The organism is Mesorhizobium sp. M0195 (genome assembly GCF_040322115.1).
GTDB lineage: Bacteria > Pseudomonadota > Alphaproteobacteria > Rhizobiales > Rhizobiaceae > Mesorhizobium.
Genome location: NZ_JAMYSV010000030.1, coordinates 1 through 14,713, shown reverse-complemented (window position 1 = coordinate 14,713; position 14,713 = coordinate 1). Strand labels below are relative to the sequence as shown.

Below are 14,713 nucleotides of genomic sequence, written 5' to 3'. Positions count from 1 at the left end.
GACAAGCCTGATGCGAGAAACGCAGTCCCGGCAGGTGGTCATCGCCGGGGCGGGCGTCGCCGGACTGACCGTGGCACTGGCCTTCGCCGAGCGCGGCTATCGGACAAAACTGTTCGAACAGGCGCAGCACCTCGAGGCTGCCGGTGCCGGCATCCAGCTTTCACCCAACGCGACATGCATCCTTCGACAATTCGGCCTACTCGATCGGCTGCTGCCGACGGCGGTGCGGCCGGAGGCGGTCGTGCTGAAGGATGCCGTCACGCTGCGCGAGCTGGCGCGCGTACCGCTTGGCCAGGCGGCTGAAACGCGCTGGGGAGCACCCTATCTCGTCGCCCACCGCGCCGACCTGCAGTCAGCGCTGATGGCGCGGATAGCCGAGCGCTCCGAGGTCGAGCTTGTCACTGGTGCCCGCGTCGGCGGCGTCGCAACCGGACCGAATGGCATCACCGCAACAGTCGAGATTGCCGGCACGACCATCGAAGCCGAAGGATCGTTGCTGGTCGGAGCCGATGGCGTCTGGTCGTCGGTGCGAGAAACGCTCGCCCGCAAGGCGGCCGATTTCCGGAGAAGCCGCTTCTCGGGCGAGCTTGCCTGGCGCGCAACGGTGGCCGCGGACAGCCTCGCCGGACAAGCCTTCAGGGTGATCGGAGCGCCCGATTGCGTTACCGCATTCCTCTATCCAGGCTTCCATATGGTCGCCTATCCGGTCAGCCGTGGCGCGGTCTTCAACCTCGCGGCCTTCACCAAGGGCGAGCGCATCGCCGAGAACTGGTCGGGGCATGCCGACCCCGCCATCCTCGCCAACGCCATGCGCGGTACCGCGCCGGCGCTGGTCCGTCTGGCGAGCGAGGCCGCGCCATGGACGGCATGGCCGATCCATACCGTCGAGCAGCGGCGGTGGACGACGCCGGAGGGCATAGCGCTGATTGGCGATGCGGCGCATGCGATGACGCCGTTTGCCGCACAGGGAGCGGCGATGGCGATCGAAGACACGGTAACCCTTGCCGGTTTCGTTGCCAGCTCGCCTGCCGACCTCAGCAGCGCGCTTGTCGCCTGGGAACAGGCGCGGCGGCCGCGCGTATCCCAGGTCGCCCGCCGCGGCGCCCTCAACCGCCTCGCCTGGCATGCGGCCGGGCCGGTGGCGATGGCCCGCAACCTGTTCCTGGCGATGCGCTCACCCGAAAAACTCGCCGCTGATCTGGACTGGCTCTATGGCTGGCGGGCGGACGCTCGGCGGTCCTAAGTCATCGGAGCCTTGTCAATTGTAAAGCCGCATCGACAGGCTAAGCGAGGCCGGCAGCGGGTTCCACCAGCCGGTGCGCAGGCCGGCGGTGCGCAGTGCCGCCGCCGCCCAGGTGTTGCAGCCGACCAGCGCGTTGAAATGGCCATTGGCTTCGAAGAAACGATCGAAACGGGAGTAGGCCGCATCCTCGATCGGCATGGCCCCGTTCGGTCCCTGCTGAAAACTCGCTGCAATGAAATCGAGCAGCGCCGCAAAGCGTTCCTCACTTACGTCGAAGCCGGCGACGTCGGGATGCGGCTCGGCGATTTCGCCTGAAATGTCGACATGCATCACCGAGGCATCGACGGTCAGCGCCTTCATCACCGGCACTGCCTTCAGTTCCGACCAGGTCGGCGTCTCGAGATAGAAGGCGCGGCCGCCCCAGCCGAAGACGATGTAGCGGACCTCCGCCATGTCGGCCGGAATGCCGGCATCGACCAGGAAGTGGAAGCGCCGGCGCACATCGTCGTCGACCGGGATGGCGATGTCGGTGTGGATCGGATTTTTCAGCACCACGATGCGGTGGCTTGCGCCGATCGGATCGGCAGCGGCCGCCGGCCAGAGCGGGCGCGGCAGCAGCGTGCCCAGCGCCACCGCAAGGACTGCTGCAACGACCAGCAGGTCGAGAAAACGAGCAAGCTTCTTCATGGGGAAGGCATAGGCCAAGCAATGTTCAAGGTGAAGCCTCTCCGGAAATTGCACAGCTGACTTAGCGCTTGACGCGTATCCTCCCGGGGAGGATATGCAGAGGCATGTCAGATCACCTCCACGCTTCGCATCCTTCCATCATAAAGCGCCTGAAGCGCGCGCAAGGCCACCTCGCGGCGGTGCTGGCGATGATCGAGGCGCATCGCCCTTGCGTTGATCTGGCGCAGCAGCTTCATGCCGTCGAACGGGCCATCAGCAGCGCCAAGCGCGAGCTGATCAATGATCACATCGAGCATTGCCTGACGGACAGCGTCGAAACCGGCGGCAACTCGCTGGCGGAACTCAAGCAGCTGGCGAAATATCTATGAATGCCATCGTAGCCCGCATTCTGGAATGGCTCGGGTTCGGCTCGCACGCCGCACATCATCACGGCGATCACGGTCCGCACGGCCACAGCCATGGCGTCATCGATGCGACAATTGCCACCACCGATCGGGGCATCTGGGCAATCAAATGGTCGTTCGTGATCCTGGCGATCACCGCAGCATTGCAGATGGTCGTGGTTGTGCTGTCGGGGAGCGTGGCATTGCTGGCCGATACGATCCATAACATCGGCGATGCGACCACGGCGATCCCGCTATGGATTGCGTTCGTGCTGGCGCGGCGCAAGCCGTCGCGGACCTTCACCTATGGCTTGGGCCGGGTCGAGGATCTGGCCGGCATCATCATCGTGCTCATCATCCTGTTCAGCGCTGTAGTCGCCGCCTACCAAGCCATCGACAGGCTGATCAATCCACAAGCGGTGACGCACCTGGGCTGGCTGGCGGCGGCGGGCATTGTCGGCTTCCTCGGCAACGAGGCGGTTGCCGTGTTCCGTATCCGCGTCGGCCGCGAAATCAACAGCGCGGCACTGATTGCCGACGGCTATCACGCCCGCACCGACGGACTTACCAGCCTTGCCGTGGTCATCGGAGCCACCGGCGTCTGGCTTGGCTTTTCCTTGGCCGACCCGATTGTCGGCCTGCTGATCACGATTGCGATCTTCGGTATCGTCTGGCAATCGGCCCGCTCGGTGCTGACCCGCGTGCTGGATGGAATCGAACCCGGTGTGATGGATGAAATCCGACATGCCGCCGAGCACGTTCCGGGCGCACGCATTGTCGATGCCAAGGCGCGCTGGATCGGTCATAGATTGCACGCCGACATCGCAATTGCCGCAGACGAAACCCTGCCGCTGTCGGAAGCGAATAACATCGCGGCGGCGCTGAAGGACGAACTGTCCCAGCATATGCCGGCCTTGGCTACGGCGAATGTGCGGTTTTCAACCGAACGTGGAGAGAACGACCATCCTCACCCTCACGAGACGTGCATGACGAAAACCACGGCCACGAGCACTGAAGGTCCCTTTTAGACGGCTACGGTCAGGTGACATCGATGACGACCATCAGCCCGCCGCCGCCCTTCTCCTCGACATTGTTGTTCGTGGTGTGATGCGGGATGTGGCAATGGATCAGCCATTTGCCCGGACGCTGCGCCTTCCAGATCACGTCGTAGCGCTGACCCGGCCCGACATTGACCGTATCGGCAAGGAAACGACCGGGGGCAGGGATCGTTTCGCCGTCGCGGGCAACGACCTCGAACGGTCCGCCATGGATATGCATCGGATGGATGAAGCCGTTGTTGGTGCCGATGAGCCGCACCTTGAGCGTCTCGCCAACCTTCATTTTGATCGTCTCGGTCGAGGGATAGGCCTTGCCGTTGATGGTGAAGAAATTCGGCATGCCGCCGTCCATCGGCATCGACGGGTAGGTCAGCCCTTCCCGCACCAGCCATTCCTGAAGCTCGATGACGTAATCATGGTCGGCCGCGACCTCATCGGCGGGATTGGCGGGATCGATGATCAGCGCACCGTAGAGGCCGAGCGCCTGGGTCCGGTCCGGCTTGGCATGGGGGTGGTAGAAATAGGTTCCGTGCTGGGTTGCGGTGAATTCGTATGAATAGGATTGGCCGGGCTCGATCGGCGCCTGCGTGATCTCGGCCGGCCCATCCATCTGGTTCGGCAGGATCAAGCCATGCCAATGCACCGTCGTTTCCTCAGGCAGGCCGTTGGTGACGTTGATCCTGACCCGATCGCCCTGGCGAATGTGAATTCGCGGACCAGGAATCTGGCCATTATAGGCATAAGCGTCGACTGCAACATCCGGCAGGATCTGCCAGCGGACCACCGAAGGCCTGAGGTCGAATACCTTGATGCCGTTCTCCATCCGAAACGGCAGGTCCTGGTCACCCCTTGTCGACAGACCATAAGAGGCGGCAACGAGGCGCGGATCGGTAGCGGCCATGTCGCGCATTGCGTCGGCCGGCGTGTCGCGATCCATGATCATGCCCCGCGCCATGATCACCCCGCCGACGTCGCGTGCCGACAGCGTCAGGTTCAGCCAGTTCGCCGGCGCGACCATGCCGATGGCGAGCGCCAGCAGGGAGACGGCACCCAGGGCAGCGACCTGCGGCGTCGTGGCATCTGTCTCCATGTGATGGCCGCCGCCTTTGCCTTTGTGGGAAGCCATATCGTGGCGCTGCCCGCGATGGCCGCTGGCGTCGGCCTGCTGCATTTGCATCTGCGCATGTTGCCTCGTCGCAGGCTGCTCCTGACCATCGATGCCGGCTGCCTGCGCGCGCTGCGTCATCAGCCCATGCTTCAGCCCCCGCGCGACCAGCCAGACATTGGCCGGATAGGCAAGCGCAAAACCGGCGATGACGCCGATCGACATCACGCCCCAGAACAACAGCTCCATCGGTTCCATCGCGCGCATGTCGCGGCCCATCATCAGGAAGCTCATGACCGGCGCCATGCCGGCCATCATGAAGTTCATGGAGATGAACTCGGGCAGGAAGCTCTTGCGCACGTTCTCCCAATAGGTGCCGCCCATCATCGATTTCATGAACAGCGATTGGAAGATGAACAGGCCGAAGGCAAAGCCGGCCAGATATTCGACGATCAGGTCGATCCACATCGGCAGGCCGAGCGCCGCCGTGACGGCGGCGGCAAGAATGATGCCGGTGGCATCGCCGGCGACGCAGTGGATGGTGGAGCCGACGCCCTGCTTCCAGAGCGGGCGGGTGAAGAGTTCATGCTCGCCGGGCCGGGGCTCCTTGTCGGCGAGCACGTAGAGCAGCAAGCCGAGCGGACCCATATAGAGGGTGACCAGAATGAAGCCCCATTTCATCACCACCGGCTCGGGATTGTTGCGATATTGGTCGAAGCCGACATAAAGCGTCGAAGCCAGCGCCAGCGCGAACCAGACGACGAGGAAATAATCGATCGGTTGGATGAGCATCAGGATGAACCCGTGACCTGCCGCCGCACGCGCCCACGCGGCTCGCTATACAACTCCCAATGGCAATGAACGCAGCCGGCGCGCTTATGATCCGCGCCGGCCTTAGTTACCAGGTTGCAACGTGACCACTCGAACGACCTGAAGCGCGCTTGCTATCTTCTCGCGCAGTGCACGGTCAGCGCTCGTCGAATACGCGCGAAGCCAGCAAGACAGAGGCTTGATCCGCCGCTCTTGTCCGAACCGGGGTACAGGATCAGTGCAGGATCTGGGACAGGAACAGCTTCGTGCGCTCATGGCGCGGGTGGTCGAAGAACTCGGCCGGCGTGTTCTGCTCGACGATCTGGCCTTGGTCCATGAAGATCACACGGTTGGCGACTTTACGCGCAAAGCCCATCTCGTGGGTGACGCAGAGCATGGTCATGCCTTCCTCCGCCAGCCCGACCATCGTTTCCAGCACTTCCTTGATCATTTCCGGGTCGAGAGCCGAGGTCGGCTCATCGAACAGCATGATCCGCGGGTTCATGCACAGCGAGCGGGCGATCGCCACGCGCTGTTGCTGGCCGCCGGAAAGCTGGCCGGGATATTTGTTGGCCTGTTCCGGGATCTTGACGCGCTTGAGGAAATGCATGGCGATTTCCTCGGCCTGTTTGCGCGGCATCTTGCGCACCCAGATCGGCGCCAGCGTGCAATTCTCCAGAATGGTCAGATGCGGGAACAGGTTGAAGTGCTGGAACACCATGCCGACCTCGCGGCGCACCTCGTCGATCTTCTTCAGATCGTTGGTCAGTTCCTTGCCGTCGACGATGATCTTGCCCTTCTGGTGTTCCTCCAGCCGGTTGATGCAGCGGATCATCGTCGATTTGCCGGAGCCCGACGGGCCGCAGATGACGATGCGCTCGCCGCGCATCACCTTTAGATTGATGTCCTTCAGCACATGGAATTCGCCGTACCATTTGTGCATGGCGATGATGTCGATGGCGACATCGGTGGTGGAAATGTGCATCTTGGCGGCATTGACCTTGATCTCTTCCGCGCTGACGGCGTTTTCTATGGCCATGACAAGGTCCCCTTTTTAGCGTTTGTGGCCGGTGTCGAGACGGCGTTCCGTGTACATTGAATAGCGCGACATGCCGAAGCAGAACAGCCAGAAGATGAAAGCCGCGAACACCAGGCCGGATCTGGCCGTCTGCGGCGTCGCCCAACTGGCGTCGGAGAAGTTCTGCTTGACGATGCCGAGGAGGTCGAACATCGAGATGACGATGACCAGGCTGGTGTCCTTGAACATGCCGATGAAGGTGTTGACGATGCCGGGAATGACCAGCTTCAGCGCCTGCGGCATGACGACCAGACCTATCTTCTGCCAGTAGCTGAGGCCGAGCGAATCGGCGCCCTCATACTGGCCTTTGGGGATCGCCTGCAGGCCGCCGCGCACCACTTCGGCCATGTAGGCGGCGGCAAACAGCGACACGCCGATCAGCGCGCGCAGGAACTTGTCGAAGCTGACGCCGGCCGGCAGGAACAGCGGCAGCATCACGCTGGCAAAGAACAGCACCGTAATCAGCGGGATGCCGCGTACCGTCTCGATGAAGATCACGCACAGCAGCTTGACGATCGGCATGTTCGAGCGCCGGCCGAGCGCCAGCACGATGCCGACCGGCAGCGACACGGCTATGCCGACGAAGGACAGGCTGAGTGTCACCAGCAGTCCACCCCAGAGCGGGGTTTCGACATAGGGCAGGCCGAACATGCCGCCGACCAGCAGAACGAAGGCGACGACCGGCAGTACGAAAAAGAGAAGAATGGCGTTCAGCCCCTTGCGCGGTACGCGCGGAATGAGCAGCGGCACCAGCAGCGCCACGAACAGGATGGCCACCAGGATCGGGCGCCAACGCTCTTCCAGAGGATAGCGGCCGAACATGAACTGGCCGAACTTGGCGTTGACGAAGGCCCAGCAGGCGCCGGTCCAGCCGTCCGGCTGGATGCCGCCCTGCGCCACGGTGGCGCAGACCGTGCGGTCCGGTCCCGTCCACTGGGCGTTGATGAAAGCCCAATTGACGATCTGCGGCAGGATCATGGCAACCAGCACGATGCCGATGATGGTCAGGATGGCGTCGCCGGTCGATGCGATCAGATTCTTGCGGACCCAGGCGGTGAGGCCACGCTCGCTCGATGGCGCCGGTTGGGCCAGCGCCATCTCCGTCCGCACCCAGGACATGTCGTGTTCCTGCATGTCCCTACCTCTCCACCAGCGCCATCCTGGCGTTCACGACGTTCATAATCGCCGACGTGATCAGGCTGAGCGCGAGATAGACAGCCATCATGATCACCACGCCTTCAACCGCCTGCCCGGTCTGGTTCAAGACCGTGCCGGCAGTCGCTGTCAGGTCCGGATAGCCGATGGCGATGGCGAGCGAGGAATTCTTGGTCAGGTTGAGATACTGGCTAGTCAGCGGCGGAATAACGATGCGCATCGCCTGCGGCACGACGACAAGCCTGAGGATCGATCCCGAGCGCAGCCCGAGTGCCGCGGCCGCCTCGGTCTGGCCTGCGCTGACGCCCCTGATGCCGGCGCGCACGATTTCGGCGATAAAGGCGGCCGTATAGCAGGACAACGCCAGACAGAGGGACAGGAACTCGGGCCTGACCTGAAAACCACCGACGAGATTGAAGGTCGACTGCTTTGGAAATTCGAAGCTCAGCGGAAAGCCGCTCAGCGCGTAGGCCAGCAGCGGCAGGCCGACAATCAACGCTATGGATGTCCAGAACACCGGGAATGGCTGTCCCGTCGCCATCTGCCGCTGCCGCGCCTTGCGGGCCACGAACCAGGCCATGGCGATGCCGAGGAGCAGTGCGACCAGGATCAGCCAGGAGCCCTCGCCCCATATAGCGCGGGGAAAATAGAAGCCGCGCTGGTTGAGGAAGGAGCCGAACGGCAGATTGATGCTCTCGCGCGGCGGCGGCAGCACGGCGAGCACGCCGGAATACCAGAAGAAGATGACCAGCAGCGGGGGGATGTTGCGGAACACCTCGACATAAACGGTGCAGATCTTCCTGATCAGCCAGTTATGCGACAGCCGGCCGATGCCGACGATGAAACCGATGATGGTGGCGGTGATGATGCCGACGACGGCCACGATCACGGTGTTGATAAAGCCGACCAGGATGGCACGGAAATAGGTCGAATCCGATGAATAAGCGATGGCGCTTTCGCTGATGTCGAAACCGGCGCGGCCCTTGAGAAAGCCGAAGCCGGAAGCGATGTGCAGCCGCGTCAAATTGGCGATGACGTTGTGGGTAACCCACCAGACACCCGCTACCAGCAGGACGAGGACCAGCGCTTGAAAGAATATGCCGCGGACGCGCGGATCATTGATGAAGGAACCGCGGCTTGGCTCCTCGCGAAGAACTTCCTGCGATGCCATTCGACAGTCCCCTGGAAAGAGAGACCGGAAGGCAGACGATCTGCCTTCCGGATCCATTTTCGATCAGCGGATCGGCGGAGCGTACTGCAGGCCACCCTTGGTCCACAGCGCGTTGATGCCGCGGGCGATCTTCAGCGGGCTGCCGGAGCCGACATTGCGTTCGAACATCTCGCCGTAATTGCCGACGGCTTTGACGATGTTGACGACCCAGTCATTGGAGACGCCGAGATCGGTGCCGATCTTGGTGTCGGCTTCCTGGCCGAGCACGCGCTTGATCTCGGGATTGTCCGAGTTCTTCATCTCGTCGACATTGGCCTGGGTGATGCCCAGTTCCTCGGCGTTGAGCAGCGCGAAATAGGTCCACTTGACGATGTGGTACCACTGGTCGTCACCCTGGCGCACGGCCGGCCCAAGCGGTTCCTTGGAGATGATCTCGGGCAGCACGACGTGGTCGGCCGGCGAGCTGAGCGTCAGGCGAATGCCGTAGAGACCCGACTGGTCGGTGGTGTAGACGTCGCAGCGGCCGGCGTCATAGGCGGCGTTAACCTCATCCAGCTTTTCGAAGACGACGGGGTTGTACTCCATCTTGTTCGACTTGAAATAGTCGGCAAGGTTGAGCTCGGTCGTGGTGCCGCTCTGCACACACACCGCCGCGCCCGAAAGCTGCAGTGCCGAATTCACGCCCGGAAGCTTCTTGGCGTTGATCATGAAGCCCTGACCGTCATAATAGGTGACGCCGACGAAGTTCAGGCCAAGCGCCGTGTCGCGGTTGATGGTCCAGGTGGTGTTGCGCGACAGGATGTCGACCTCGCCCGACTGCAGCGCGGTGAACCGCTCCTTGGCACTGAGCGGCGTGAACTTGACTTTGCTGCCATCGCCGAAGACGGCGGCCGCCACGGCGCGGCAGAAATCCACATCGATGCCTTTCCATTCACCCTTGTCGTCAGGCGCCGCGAAGCCAGCAAGACCCGTATTGGTGCCGCACTGGATGAAGCCTTTCGCCTTGACGTCGTCGAGCGTGCTCGCCGACGCAGCCGAAGCCGCGAATCCAAACGCGGCGGCGCCCAAAACGCCGATTGCAATGTGTTTCATGACCCACAGACCCTTTTCTGTTTTTTCCAGGCGAACCTGACTTTTTCCCGTGTGAACGCAGCTATGTAATCCCGGCCCATCACCGGAATCGCGCATCGTAACCGACGCGCTGCCTCCCATTCACGAACAACATCGAAGGCGATTATTCCTGTGAGGTCAAGGGAAATGACCAAATCCGAAAGACTTTGAAAACCAACCGCCTGAAATGCCTCAATTGCAGACAAACGCGCTCGCAAATTGGTCAGCGCGCCAATTAAGCCGGCAAAGTCCGACCGTGACTTGCCAAGCGCACCTGGCAGCCGTTCAGAGGATCTACGGCGCATTGCTGAATTGGCATATTCAAGACCTTGGCCTGGCGAGTGCGGTGCGGTTGCGCGGCCAATGCCGCCGCACTATGGCTAACGACCAACCCATGGGACGAAAAGCAATGGCAAAAGACGGCAGCGAGATGGGCGTCAACACGCGGCTCGCCCATTCCGGCAACAACCCGCATGACTATTTCGGCTTCGTCAATCCGCCGGTGGTGCATGCCTCGACCGTGCTCTATCCCAATGCGGCGGCGATGGCTTCACGCAGCCAGAGATACACCTACGGCACGCGCGGCACGCCGACCACCGATGCGCTGAACAGCGCGATCGATGCGCTGGAAGGTTCGGCAGGCACGGTCGCGGTACCGTCCGGCCTTGCGGCGGTGACGCTGCCGCTGCTCGCCTTCCTGTCGGCCGGCGATCATCTGCTGATCGTCGATTCCGTTTATCATCCGACCCGCAACTTCGCCGACACGATGCTGAAGCGGCTGGGCATCGAGGTCGAGTATTACGAACCGCGCATCGGCGCCGGCATCGCGGCGCTGATCAAGCCCAACACCAAGGTGGTGTTCACGGAATCGCCGGCCTCCAACACTTTCGAGGTGCAGGACATACCGGCCATCGCCAAGGCAGCACATGCCGCCGGCGCCATCGTCATGATGGACAACACCTGGGCGACGCCGCTCTACTTCCGCCCGCTCGACCACGGCGTCGACATCTCCATCCACGCGGCGACGAAATACCCGGCCGGCCATTCCGACGTGCTGCTCGGCACGGTGTCGGCCAATGCAGCTTACTGGAATCAGCTTTGCGAGACGTTCAACACGATGGGCTGCTGCGCTGGACCGGACGACGTCTACCAGGTGCTGCGCGGCCTGCGCACGATGGGCGTGCGGCTGGAGCATCATCAAAAGACCGCGCTTTCCCTCGCCGGCTGGCTGGAGGGTCAGCCCGGCGTAGCGCAGGTGCTGCATCCGGGGCTGCCCAGTCATCCCGACCACGCTATGTGGAAGCGCGATTTTTGCGGATCGAGCGGCATCTTCTCGATCGTTCTCGCGGGCGGCGGACAGAAGCAGCAGCACGCCTTCCTCGACGCGTTGAAGTTTTTCGGCCTCGGCTATTCCTGGGGCGGCTATGAGAGCCTTGCCGTGCCGGTATTCCTGGGCGACCGTACTGTCGCCAAGGGCCCGTATGACGGGCCGCTGGTGCGCCTGCAGATCGGGCTCGAGGATGTCGAGGATTTGAAGGCCGACCTGGCGCGCGGGCTGGCGGCGGCCGCTGATGCCTGAGCCAGCACCATTCCAGACTGAGTCAGAAAATCGGCGTAACAGCCTGGAAAAATTGCGATCCTGAGCGATATCACGGCGACCGATCGGTCGACTCTACAAAACAGGGGCGGCAGTGTGGTGAAGGCGGTAGAATAGTCTCTGCCAGTCCTTGAAACGGATCGAGGTTGGCCGGCGGGATCGGTCGGGAACCTTTTGTCGGCCGATGCATCCAATGTCGCGATGAGAAGCCTATCAGGAGATCGGCCATGCCTGCTGCGTTGACGGCAACGCCCGCCGCTTCCCGCGATATGCAGCTTGTCGGCCGCGCGCTGGCACGTGATGGCGATGCATTCCGCACCATCATCAAGACGCACAACCAAAGGCTCTACCGCATCGCCCGCGGCGTTGTGCGGAACGACAGCGAGGCCGAAGACATCGTCCAGGAGGCCTATGTCAGCGCCTTTGCCCATCTCGAGGCCTTTCGCGGCGATGCCTCGCTCGCCACATGGCTGTCGCGTATCGTCATCAACGAAGCCCTCGGCCGCTTGCGCAAAAGGCGGCGAATGGTAGCGATGCCTGAAAACCCGCAAGCCGAAATCATCCGGTTTCCCTTCAACCCGAGCGACGATCCGGAGCGGACGATGGCCCAACGGCAGATCCTTGAGCTTGTCGAACGGGCAACCGACAGTCTTCCCGATGTCTATCGGATCGTGTTCGTGGCGCGCGTCATCGAGGGATTGAGCATCGAGGAGACCGCCGAACTGCTTGGCGTGCGACCAGAAACCATCAAGACGCGGCTGCACCGCGCCCGCGCGCTGGTGCGCAAGGCGCTGGACGACCAGATCGGCCCGGTGCTGCTCGACGCCTTTCCGTTCGCGGGCCGGCGCTGCGAACGGCTGACCAATGCCGTGATGCAGCGGCTTGGTCTTTCCGGATAGGCCGCGGCGATTTTCGCGGGAACGTTTTCCCGTGTCCTGCATCCAATGAGCATCACTGAAAACGAAGCCCGATGCAGTTCCGCGTCGGGGCGAAGGAGAGCATCATGTTTATTCGATCGACCACGGCACTGGCCGCAATTTTCCTGCTTGGCGCAGCGCCCTCGTCGCAAGCTGCCGACAAACCGACCGATCCGCAGATCGCACATATCGCCTACACAGCGGGCGTGCTTGACGTCGAGGCGGCCAAGCAGGCGCTGAAGAAATCCAAGAACAAGGAAGTCGTGGATTTCGCCAAGGACATGGTGCGAGATCACGAGGCGGTCAACAAACAGGCTCTCGACCTAGTCAAGAAGCTCAAGGTCACGCCTGAGGACAATCCGACGAGCAAGGCGCTGACCAAGGCGGCGGCCGAGGAACGTGCCAAGCTTGCCAAGCTCAAGGGTGCGGCTTTCGACAAGGCCTATGTCGCCAGCGAGGTGGCCTACCACAAGCAGGTCAATGGCGCGCTCGAAACTCTGCTGATCCCGTCCGCCAGCAACGCCGAGCTGAAGAGCCTGCTGGAAACCGGCCTGAAAATATTCCAGGGCCACGAACAGCACGCCGAACACGTCGCCGGCATGCTGAAGTGAGGATCGAGCCAATGATGTCGCGGCGGCATCTGTGGGTTGCTCTGGCATTGGCCATGGGTGCCGCGCCGGCCAAGGTCGAAACCATCGAGGTGACGATCGAGAAGCTTGTGTTTTCGCCGGCGAAGATCGAGGCGAAGGTCGGCGACACGATCAGGTGGGTAAACAAGGACGTGTTCGCCCACACGGCAACCGTCAACGGCGCCTGGGAAGTGATGATCCCGCCGAAGAAGGCGGCGAGCCTGACGGTGAAGAAGGCGGAATCGGTCGATTATTTCTGCCGCTTCCATCCCAACATGAAAGGCCATCTGACGGTGACATCGCCCTGACCGGCTAATGCATGCCGCGCAAAAGTGTGCAGCGGTTTTGCGACAACGACATGATGAAAAAGAGCCTAATGCGCGCCGCATGAGGTCGGTCGAATGCGACGCGCTTCTAGGCCGCCAGCCATGCCGTCCCGGCAAGAAGGGTGACCAGCGTCAACGGCAGGCCGACCTTGAAGAAGGCGATGAAGCCCAGCGGTTTGCCGGAGACCCGCGCGTGCTCGGCAACGATCAGATTGGCGACCGAGCCGAGCAACGTGAAATTGCCGGCCAGCGTCGAGCTCATGGCGACGACCAGCCAGGCCCGCTCGGGGTTTTCCAGTCCGGGCACGAACGGCTTCAGCGCCAGCACGGCCGGGACATTGCTCATGATGTTGGACAGCACCGCGGTGAAGCCGGACAGCCGCCACACATCATTCAGCCCAAGGTCTTTTGCCGAAGCGACGATGTCGGGCGTAAGCAGCGTCTTCTCGGCTCCGGCGACGACGATGAACAGCCCGGCGAACATGAACAGCAGCGGCCCATCGATCTCGCGATAGATGCGCTCAGGTTTGATGGCGCGGGTCAGCAACAGAATCGCGCCGCCGATCAGCGCCGCCTTGGCAACCGGAACGCCGGCAAAGAAGGCGATGGCCAAACCGATACAGACGACCACCGCCTTCAGCACCTGTCCCGGCAGCATGCGGCCTCGGTAGACTTCGGGGCTGAGCTCGGCCTTGCGCGAAAATTCGGCATGGTAAACGATACGGACGATGACGATGACGGCGACGAGGCCGAACAGGGCCACCGGCGCAAGCGCCGCCGAGAAGGCCGGATAGGAAATCCCCGACAGGGCGCCGATGACCATGTTCTGCGGATTGCCGGTGATGGTCGCGACACTGCCGCAATTGGATGCGGTCGCCGTGGCGATCAGATAGGGAACCGGGTTGCGGTTGATGACGCGGGTGACATGGACGACGATCGGCGCCATGACCAGGCAGATAGCGTCGTTGACGAGGAATGCCGACAGGACGCCGGTCAACAGCGTCACCATCACCAGCAGCATGAATGGCGCATGCGCATGCTCGATGGCGAACCCGCCGAGCGCGCGAAAGGCGCCCGACACTTTCAGATGCGCCACGACGATCATCATGCCGAGCAGAAGCGTGATGGTGTCGAAGCTGATGGCGCGGTAGGCGTCTTCCATGTCCAGCGCGCCGATGGCGATCATCGCCGCACCGCCGAGCAGTGCTATCCCTGCCCGGTCGAGGCGCAGCCCGGGTATTCTGCCGACGGCAACGCCGGCATAAGTCAGGACAAGGATCAGCAGCGCCGCCGCGCCCATCGCTGTCATGTGTCGGAAATCCTATGCGACTGGCGAGTGAACCTGTCCCGAATGGACCTGTGTGAGCGGCCCGAGACATAGGTGACGATTTGTACCGGACACATAGGTAACACTTTTCGGTTTTTGCCGGGAGGTGTTGATGCC

At 62.4% G+C, this 14,713-nt stretch carries 13 protein-coding genes and 1 pseudogene; 7 read left to right on the top strand and 7 right to left on the bottom strand.

Translation table 11 applies throughout. The features are described from left to right. Window positions 1–10: 10 nt before the first annotated feature. Window positions 11–1,243, top strand: coding sequence for an FAD-dependent monooxygenase (locus tag NKJ12_RS29310; protein WP_352508874.1), 1,233 nt, complete (start codon window positions 11–13; stop codon window positions 1,241–1,243). Window positions 1,244–1,258: 15 nt separating this feature from the next. Here NKJ12_RS29310 and NKJ12_RS29305 read toward each other — a convergent pair whose 3' ends face one another. Further along, the gene (locus NKJ12_RS29305) at window positions 1,259–1,930 is read right to left on the bottom strand and encodes a TIGR02117 family protein (protein WP_352508875.1); all 672 of its coding nucleotides are present in this window, start codon (window positions 1,928–1,930) and stop codon (window positions 1,259–1,261) included. A 104-nt stretch (window positions 1,931–2,034) separates the two neighbouring features. On the opposite strand from NKJ12_RS29305, the gene NKJ12_RS29300 reads away from it, so the two are divergent. After that, window positions 2,035–2,298, top strand: a complete 264-nt coding sequence (locus NKJ12_RS29300) for a metal-sensing transcriptional repressor (protein WP_023719742.1) — start codon at window positions 2,035–2,037, stop codon at window positions 2,296–2,298. Between the two features lie 5 nt (window positions 2,299–2,303). Next, window positions 2,304–3,257 (top strand): annotated as a pseudogene (locus NKJ12_RS29295) (cation diffusion facilitator family transporter); the annotation flags it as partial. Window positions 3,258–3,351: 94 nt separating this feature from the next. On the opposite strand, the gene NKJ12_RS29290 reads toward NKJ12_RS29295, so the two are convergent. The 5 genes from NKJ12_RS29290 to NKJ12_RS29270 all read right to left on the bottom strand — a co-directional run bounded on the left by NKJ12_RS29290 (window position 3,352) and on the right by NKJ12_RS29270 (window position 9,782). Then, entirely contained in the window at window positions 3,352–5,268 is a 1,917-nt protein-coding gene (locus NKJ12_RS29290; protein ID WP_352706907.1) for a multicopper oxidase domain-containing protein, read from the bottom strand. A 253-nt stretch (window positions 5,269–5,521) separates the two neighbouring features. Next, a complete protein-coding gene (locus tag NKJ12_RS29285; protein WP_031212005.1) occupies window positions 5,522–6,271 on the bottom strand; it encodes an amino acid ABC transporter ATP-binding protein in 750 nt (249 codons plus the stop codon). Between the two features lie 69 nt (window positions 6,272–6,340). Further along, window positions 6,341–7,498: an amino acid ABC transporter permease gene (locus NKJ12_RS29280; protein WP_352649728.1), complete on the bottom strand. Its 1,158-nt coding sequence runs from the start codon at window positions 7,496–7,498 to the stop codon at window positions 6,341–6,343. 4 nt (window positions 7,499–7,502) lie between these two features. Then, window positions 7,503–8,690: an amino acid ABC transporter permease gene (locus tag NKJ12_RS29275; RefSeq protein WP_352706905.1), complete on the bottom strand. Its 1,188-nt coding sequence runs from the start codon at window positions 8,688–8,690 to the stop codon at window positions 7,503–7,505. A 63-nt stretch (window positions 8,691–8,753) separates the two neighbouring features. Further along, window positions 8,754–9,782: an amino acid ABC transporter substrate-binding protein gene (locus NKJ12_RS29270; RefSeq protein WP_352649730.1), complete on the bottom strand. Its 1,029-nt coding sequence runs from the start codon at window positions 9,780–9,782 to the stop codon at window positions 8,754–8,756. Window positions 9,783–10,209: 427 nt separating this feature from the next. On the opposite strand from NKJ12_RS29270, the gene NKJ12_RS29265 reads away from it, so the two are divergent. From NKJ12_RS29265 to NKJ12_RS29250, 4 genes are all read left to right on the top strand, one after another. Beyond that, a complete protein-coding gene (locus NKJ12_RS29265) occupies window positions 10,210–11,379 on the top strand; it encodes a cystathionine beta-lyase (protein ID WP_352706903.1) in 1,170 nt (389 codons plus the stop codon). Window positions 11,380–11,624: 245 nt separating this feature from the next. Continuing rightward, window positions 11,625–12,296 (top strand): RNA polymerase sigma factor, encoded by a 672-nt coding sequence (locus tag NKJ12_RS29260; protein WP_352706902.1) that lies wholly within the window; start codon window positions 11,625–11,627, stop codon window positions 12,294–12,296. 104 nt (window positions 12,297–12,400) lie between these two features. Continuing rightward, window positions 12,401–12,925 carry a DUF4142 domain-containing protein gene (locus NKJ12_RS29255; protein ID WP_254820743.1) on the top strand — a complete coding sequence of 175 codons (525 nt, stop codon included), beginning with the start codon at window positions 12,401–12,403 and terminating at the stop codon, window positions 12,923–12,925. A 14-nt stretch (window positions 12,926–12,939) separates the two neighbouring features. Next, window positions 12,940–13,251 (top strand): cupredoxin domain-containing protein, encoded by a 312-nt coding sequence (locus NKJ12_RS29250; protein WP_352706951.1) that lies wholly within the window; start codon window positions 12,940–12,942, stop codon window positions 13,249–13,251. 106 nt (window positions 13,252–13,357) lie between these two features. On the opposite strand, the gene NKJ12_RS29245 is transcribed toward NKJ12_RS29250, so the two are convergent. Further along, on the bottom strand, window positions 13,358–14,578 hold the full coding sequence (locus tag NKJ12_RS29245; protein WP_352508881.1) for an anion transporter: 1,221 nt from the start codon (window positions 14,576–14,578) through the stop codon (window positions 13,358–13,360). Between the last annotated feature and the right edge of the window lie 135 nt (window positions 14,579–14,713).

Coding starts and splice junctions, on each gene's coding strand:
- NKJ12_RS29310 (WP_352508874.1), top strand. CDS start 11: ATGCGAGAAACGCAGTCCCGGCAGGTGGTCATCGCCGGGGCGGGCGTC.
- NKJ12_RS29305 (WP_352508875.1), bottom strand. CDS start 1,930: ATGAAGAAGCTTGCTCGTTTTCTCGACCTGCTGGTCGTTGCAGCAGTC.
- NKJ12_RS29300 (WP_023719742.1), top strand. CDS start 2,035: ATGTCAGATCACCTCCACGCTTCGCATCCTTCCATCATAAAGCGCCTG.
- NKJ12_RS29290 (WP_352706907.1), bottom strand. CDS start 5,268: ATGCTCATCCAACCGATCGATTATTTCCTCGTCGTCTGGTTCGCGCTG.
- NKJ12_RS29285 (WP_031212005.1), bottom strand. CDS start 6,271: ATGCACATTTCCACCACCGATGTCGCCATCGACATCATCGCCATGCAC.
- NKJ12_RS29280 (WP_352649728.1), bottom strand. CDS start 7,498: ATGCAGGAACACGACATGTCCTGGGTGCGGACGGAGATGGCGCTGGCC.
- NKJ12_RS29275 (WP_352706905.1), bottom strand. CDS start 8,690: ATGGCATCGCAGGAAGTTCTTCGCGAGGAGCCAAGCCGCGGTTCCTTC.
- NKJ12_RS29270 (WP_352649730.1), bottom strand. CDS start 9,782: ATGAAACACATTGCAATCGGCGTTTTGGGCGCCGCCGCGTTTGGATTC.
- NKJ12_RS29265 (WP_352706903.1), top strand. CDS start 10,210: ATGGCAAAAGACGGCAGCGAGATGGGCGTCAACACGCGGCTCGCCCAT.
- NKJ12_RS29260 (WP_352706902.1), top strand. CDS start 11,625: ATGCCTGCTGCGTTGACGGCAACGCCCGCCGCTTCCCGCGATATGCAG.
- NKJ12_RS29255 (WP_254820743.1), top strand. CDS start 12,401: ATGTTTATTCGATCGACCACGGCACTGGCCGCAATTTTCCTGCTTGGC.
- NKJ12_RS29250 (WP_352706951.1), top strand. CDS start 12,940: ATGTCGCGGCGGCATCTGTGGGTTGCTCTGGCATTGGCCATGGGTGCC.
- NKJ12_RS29245 (WP_352508881.1), bottom strand. CDS start 14,578: ATGACAGCGATGGGCGCGGCGGCGCTGCTGATCCTTGTCCTGACTTAT.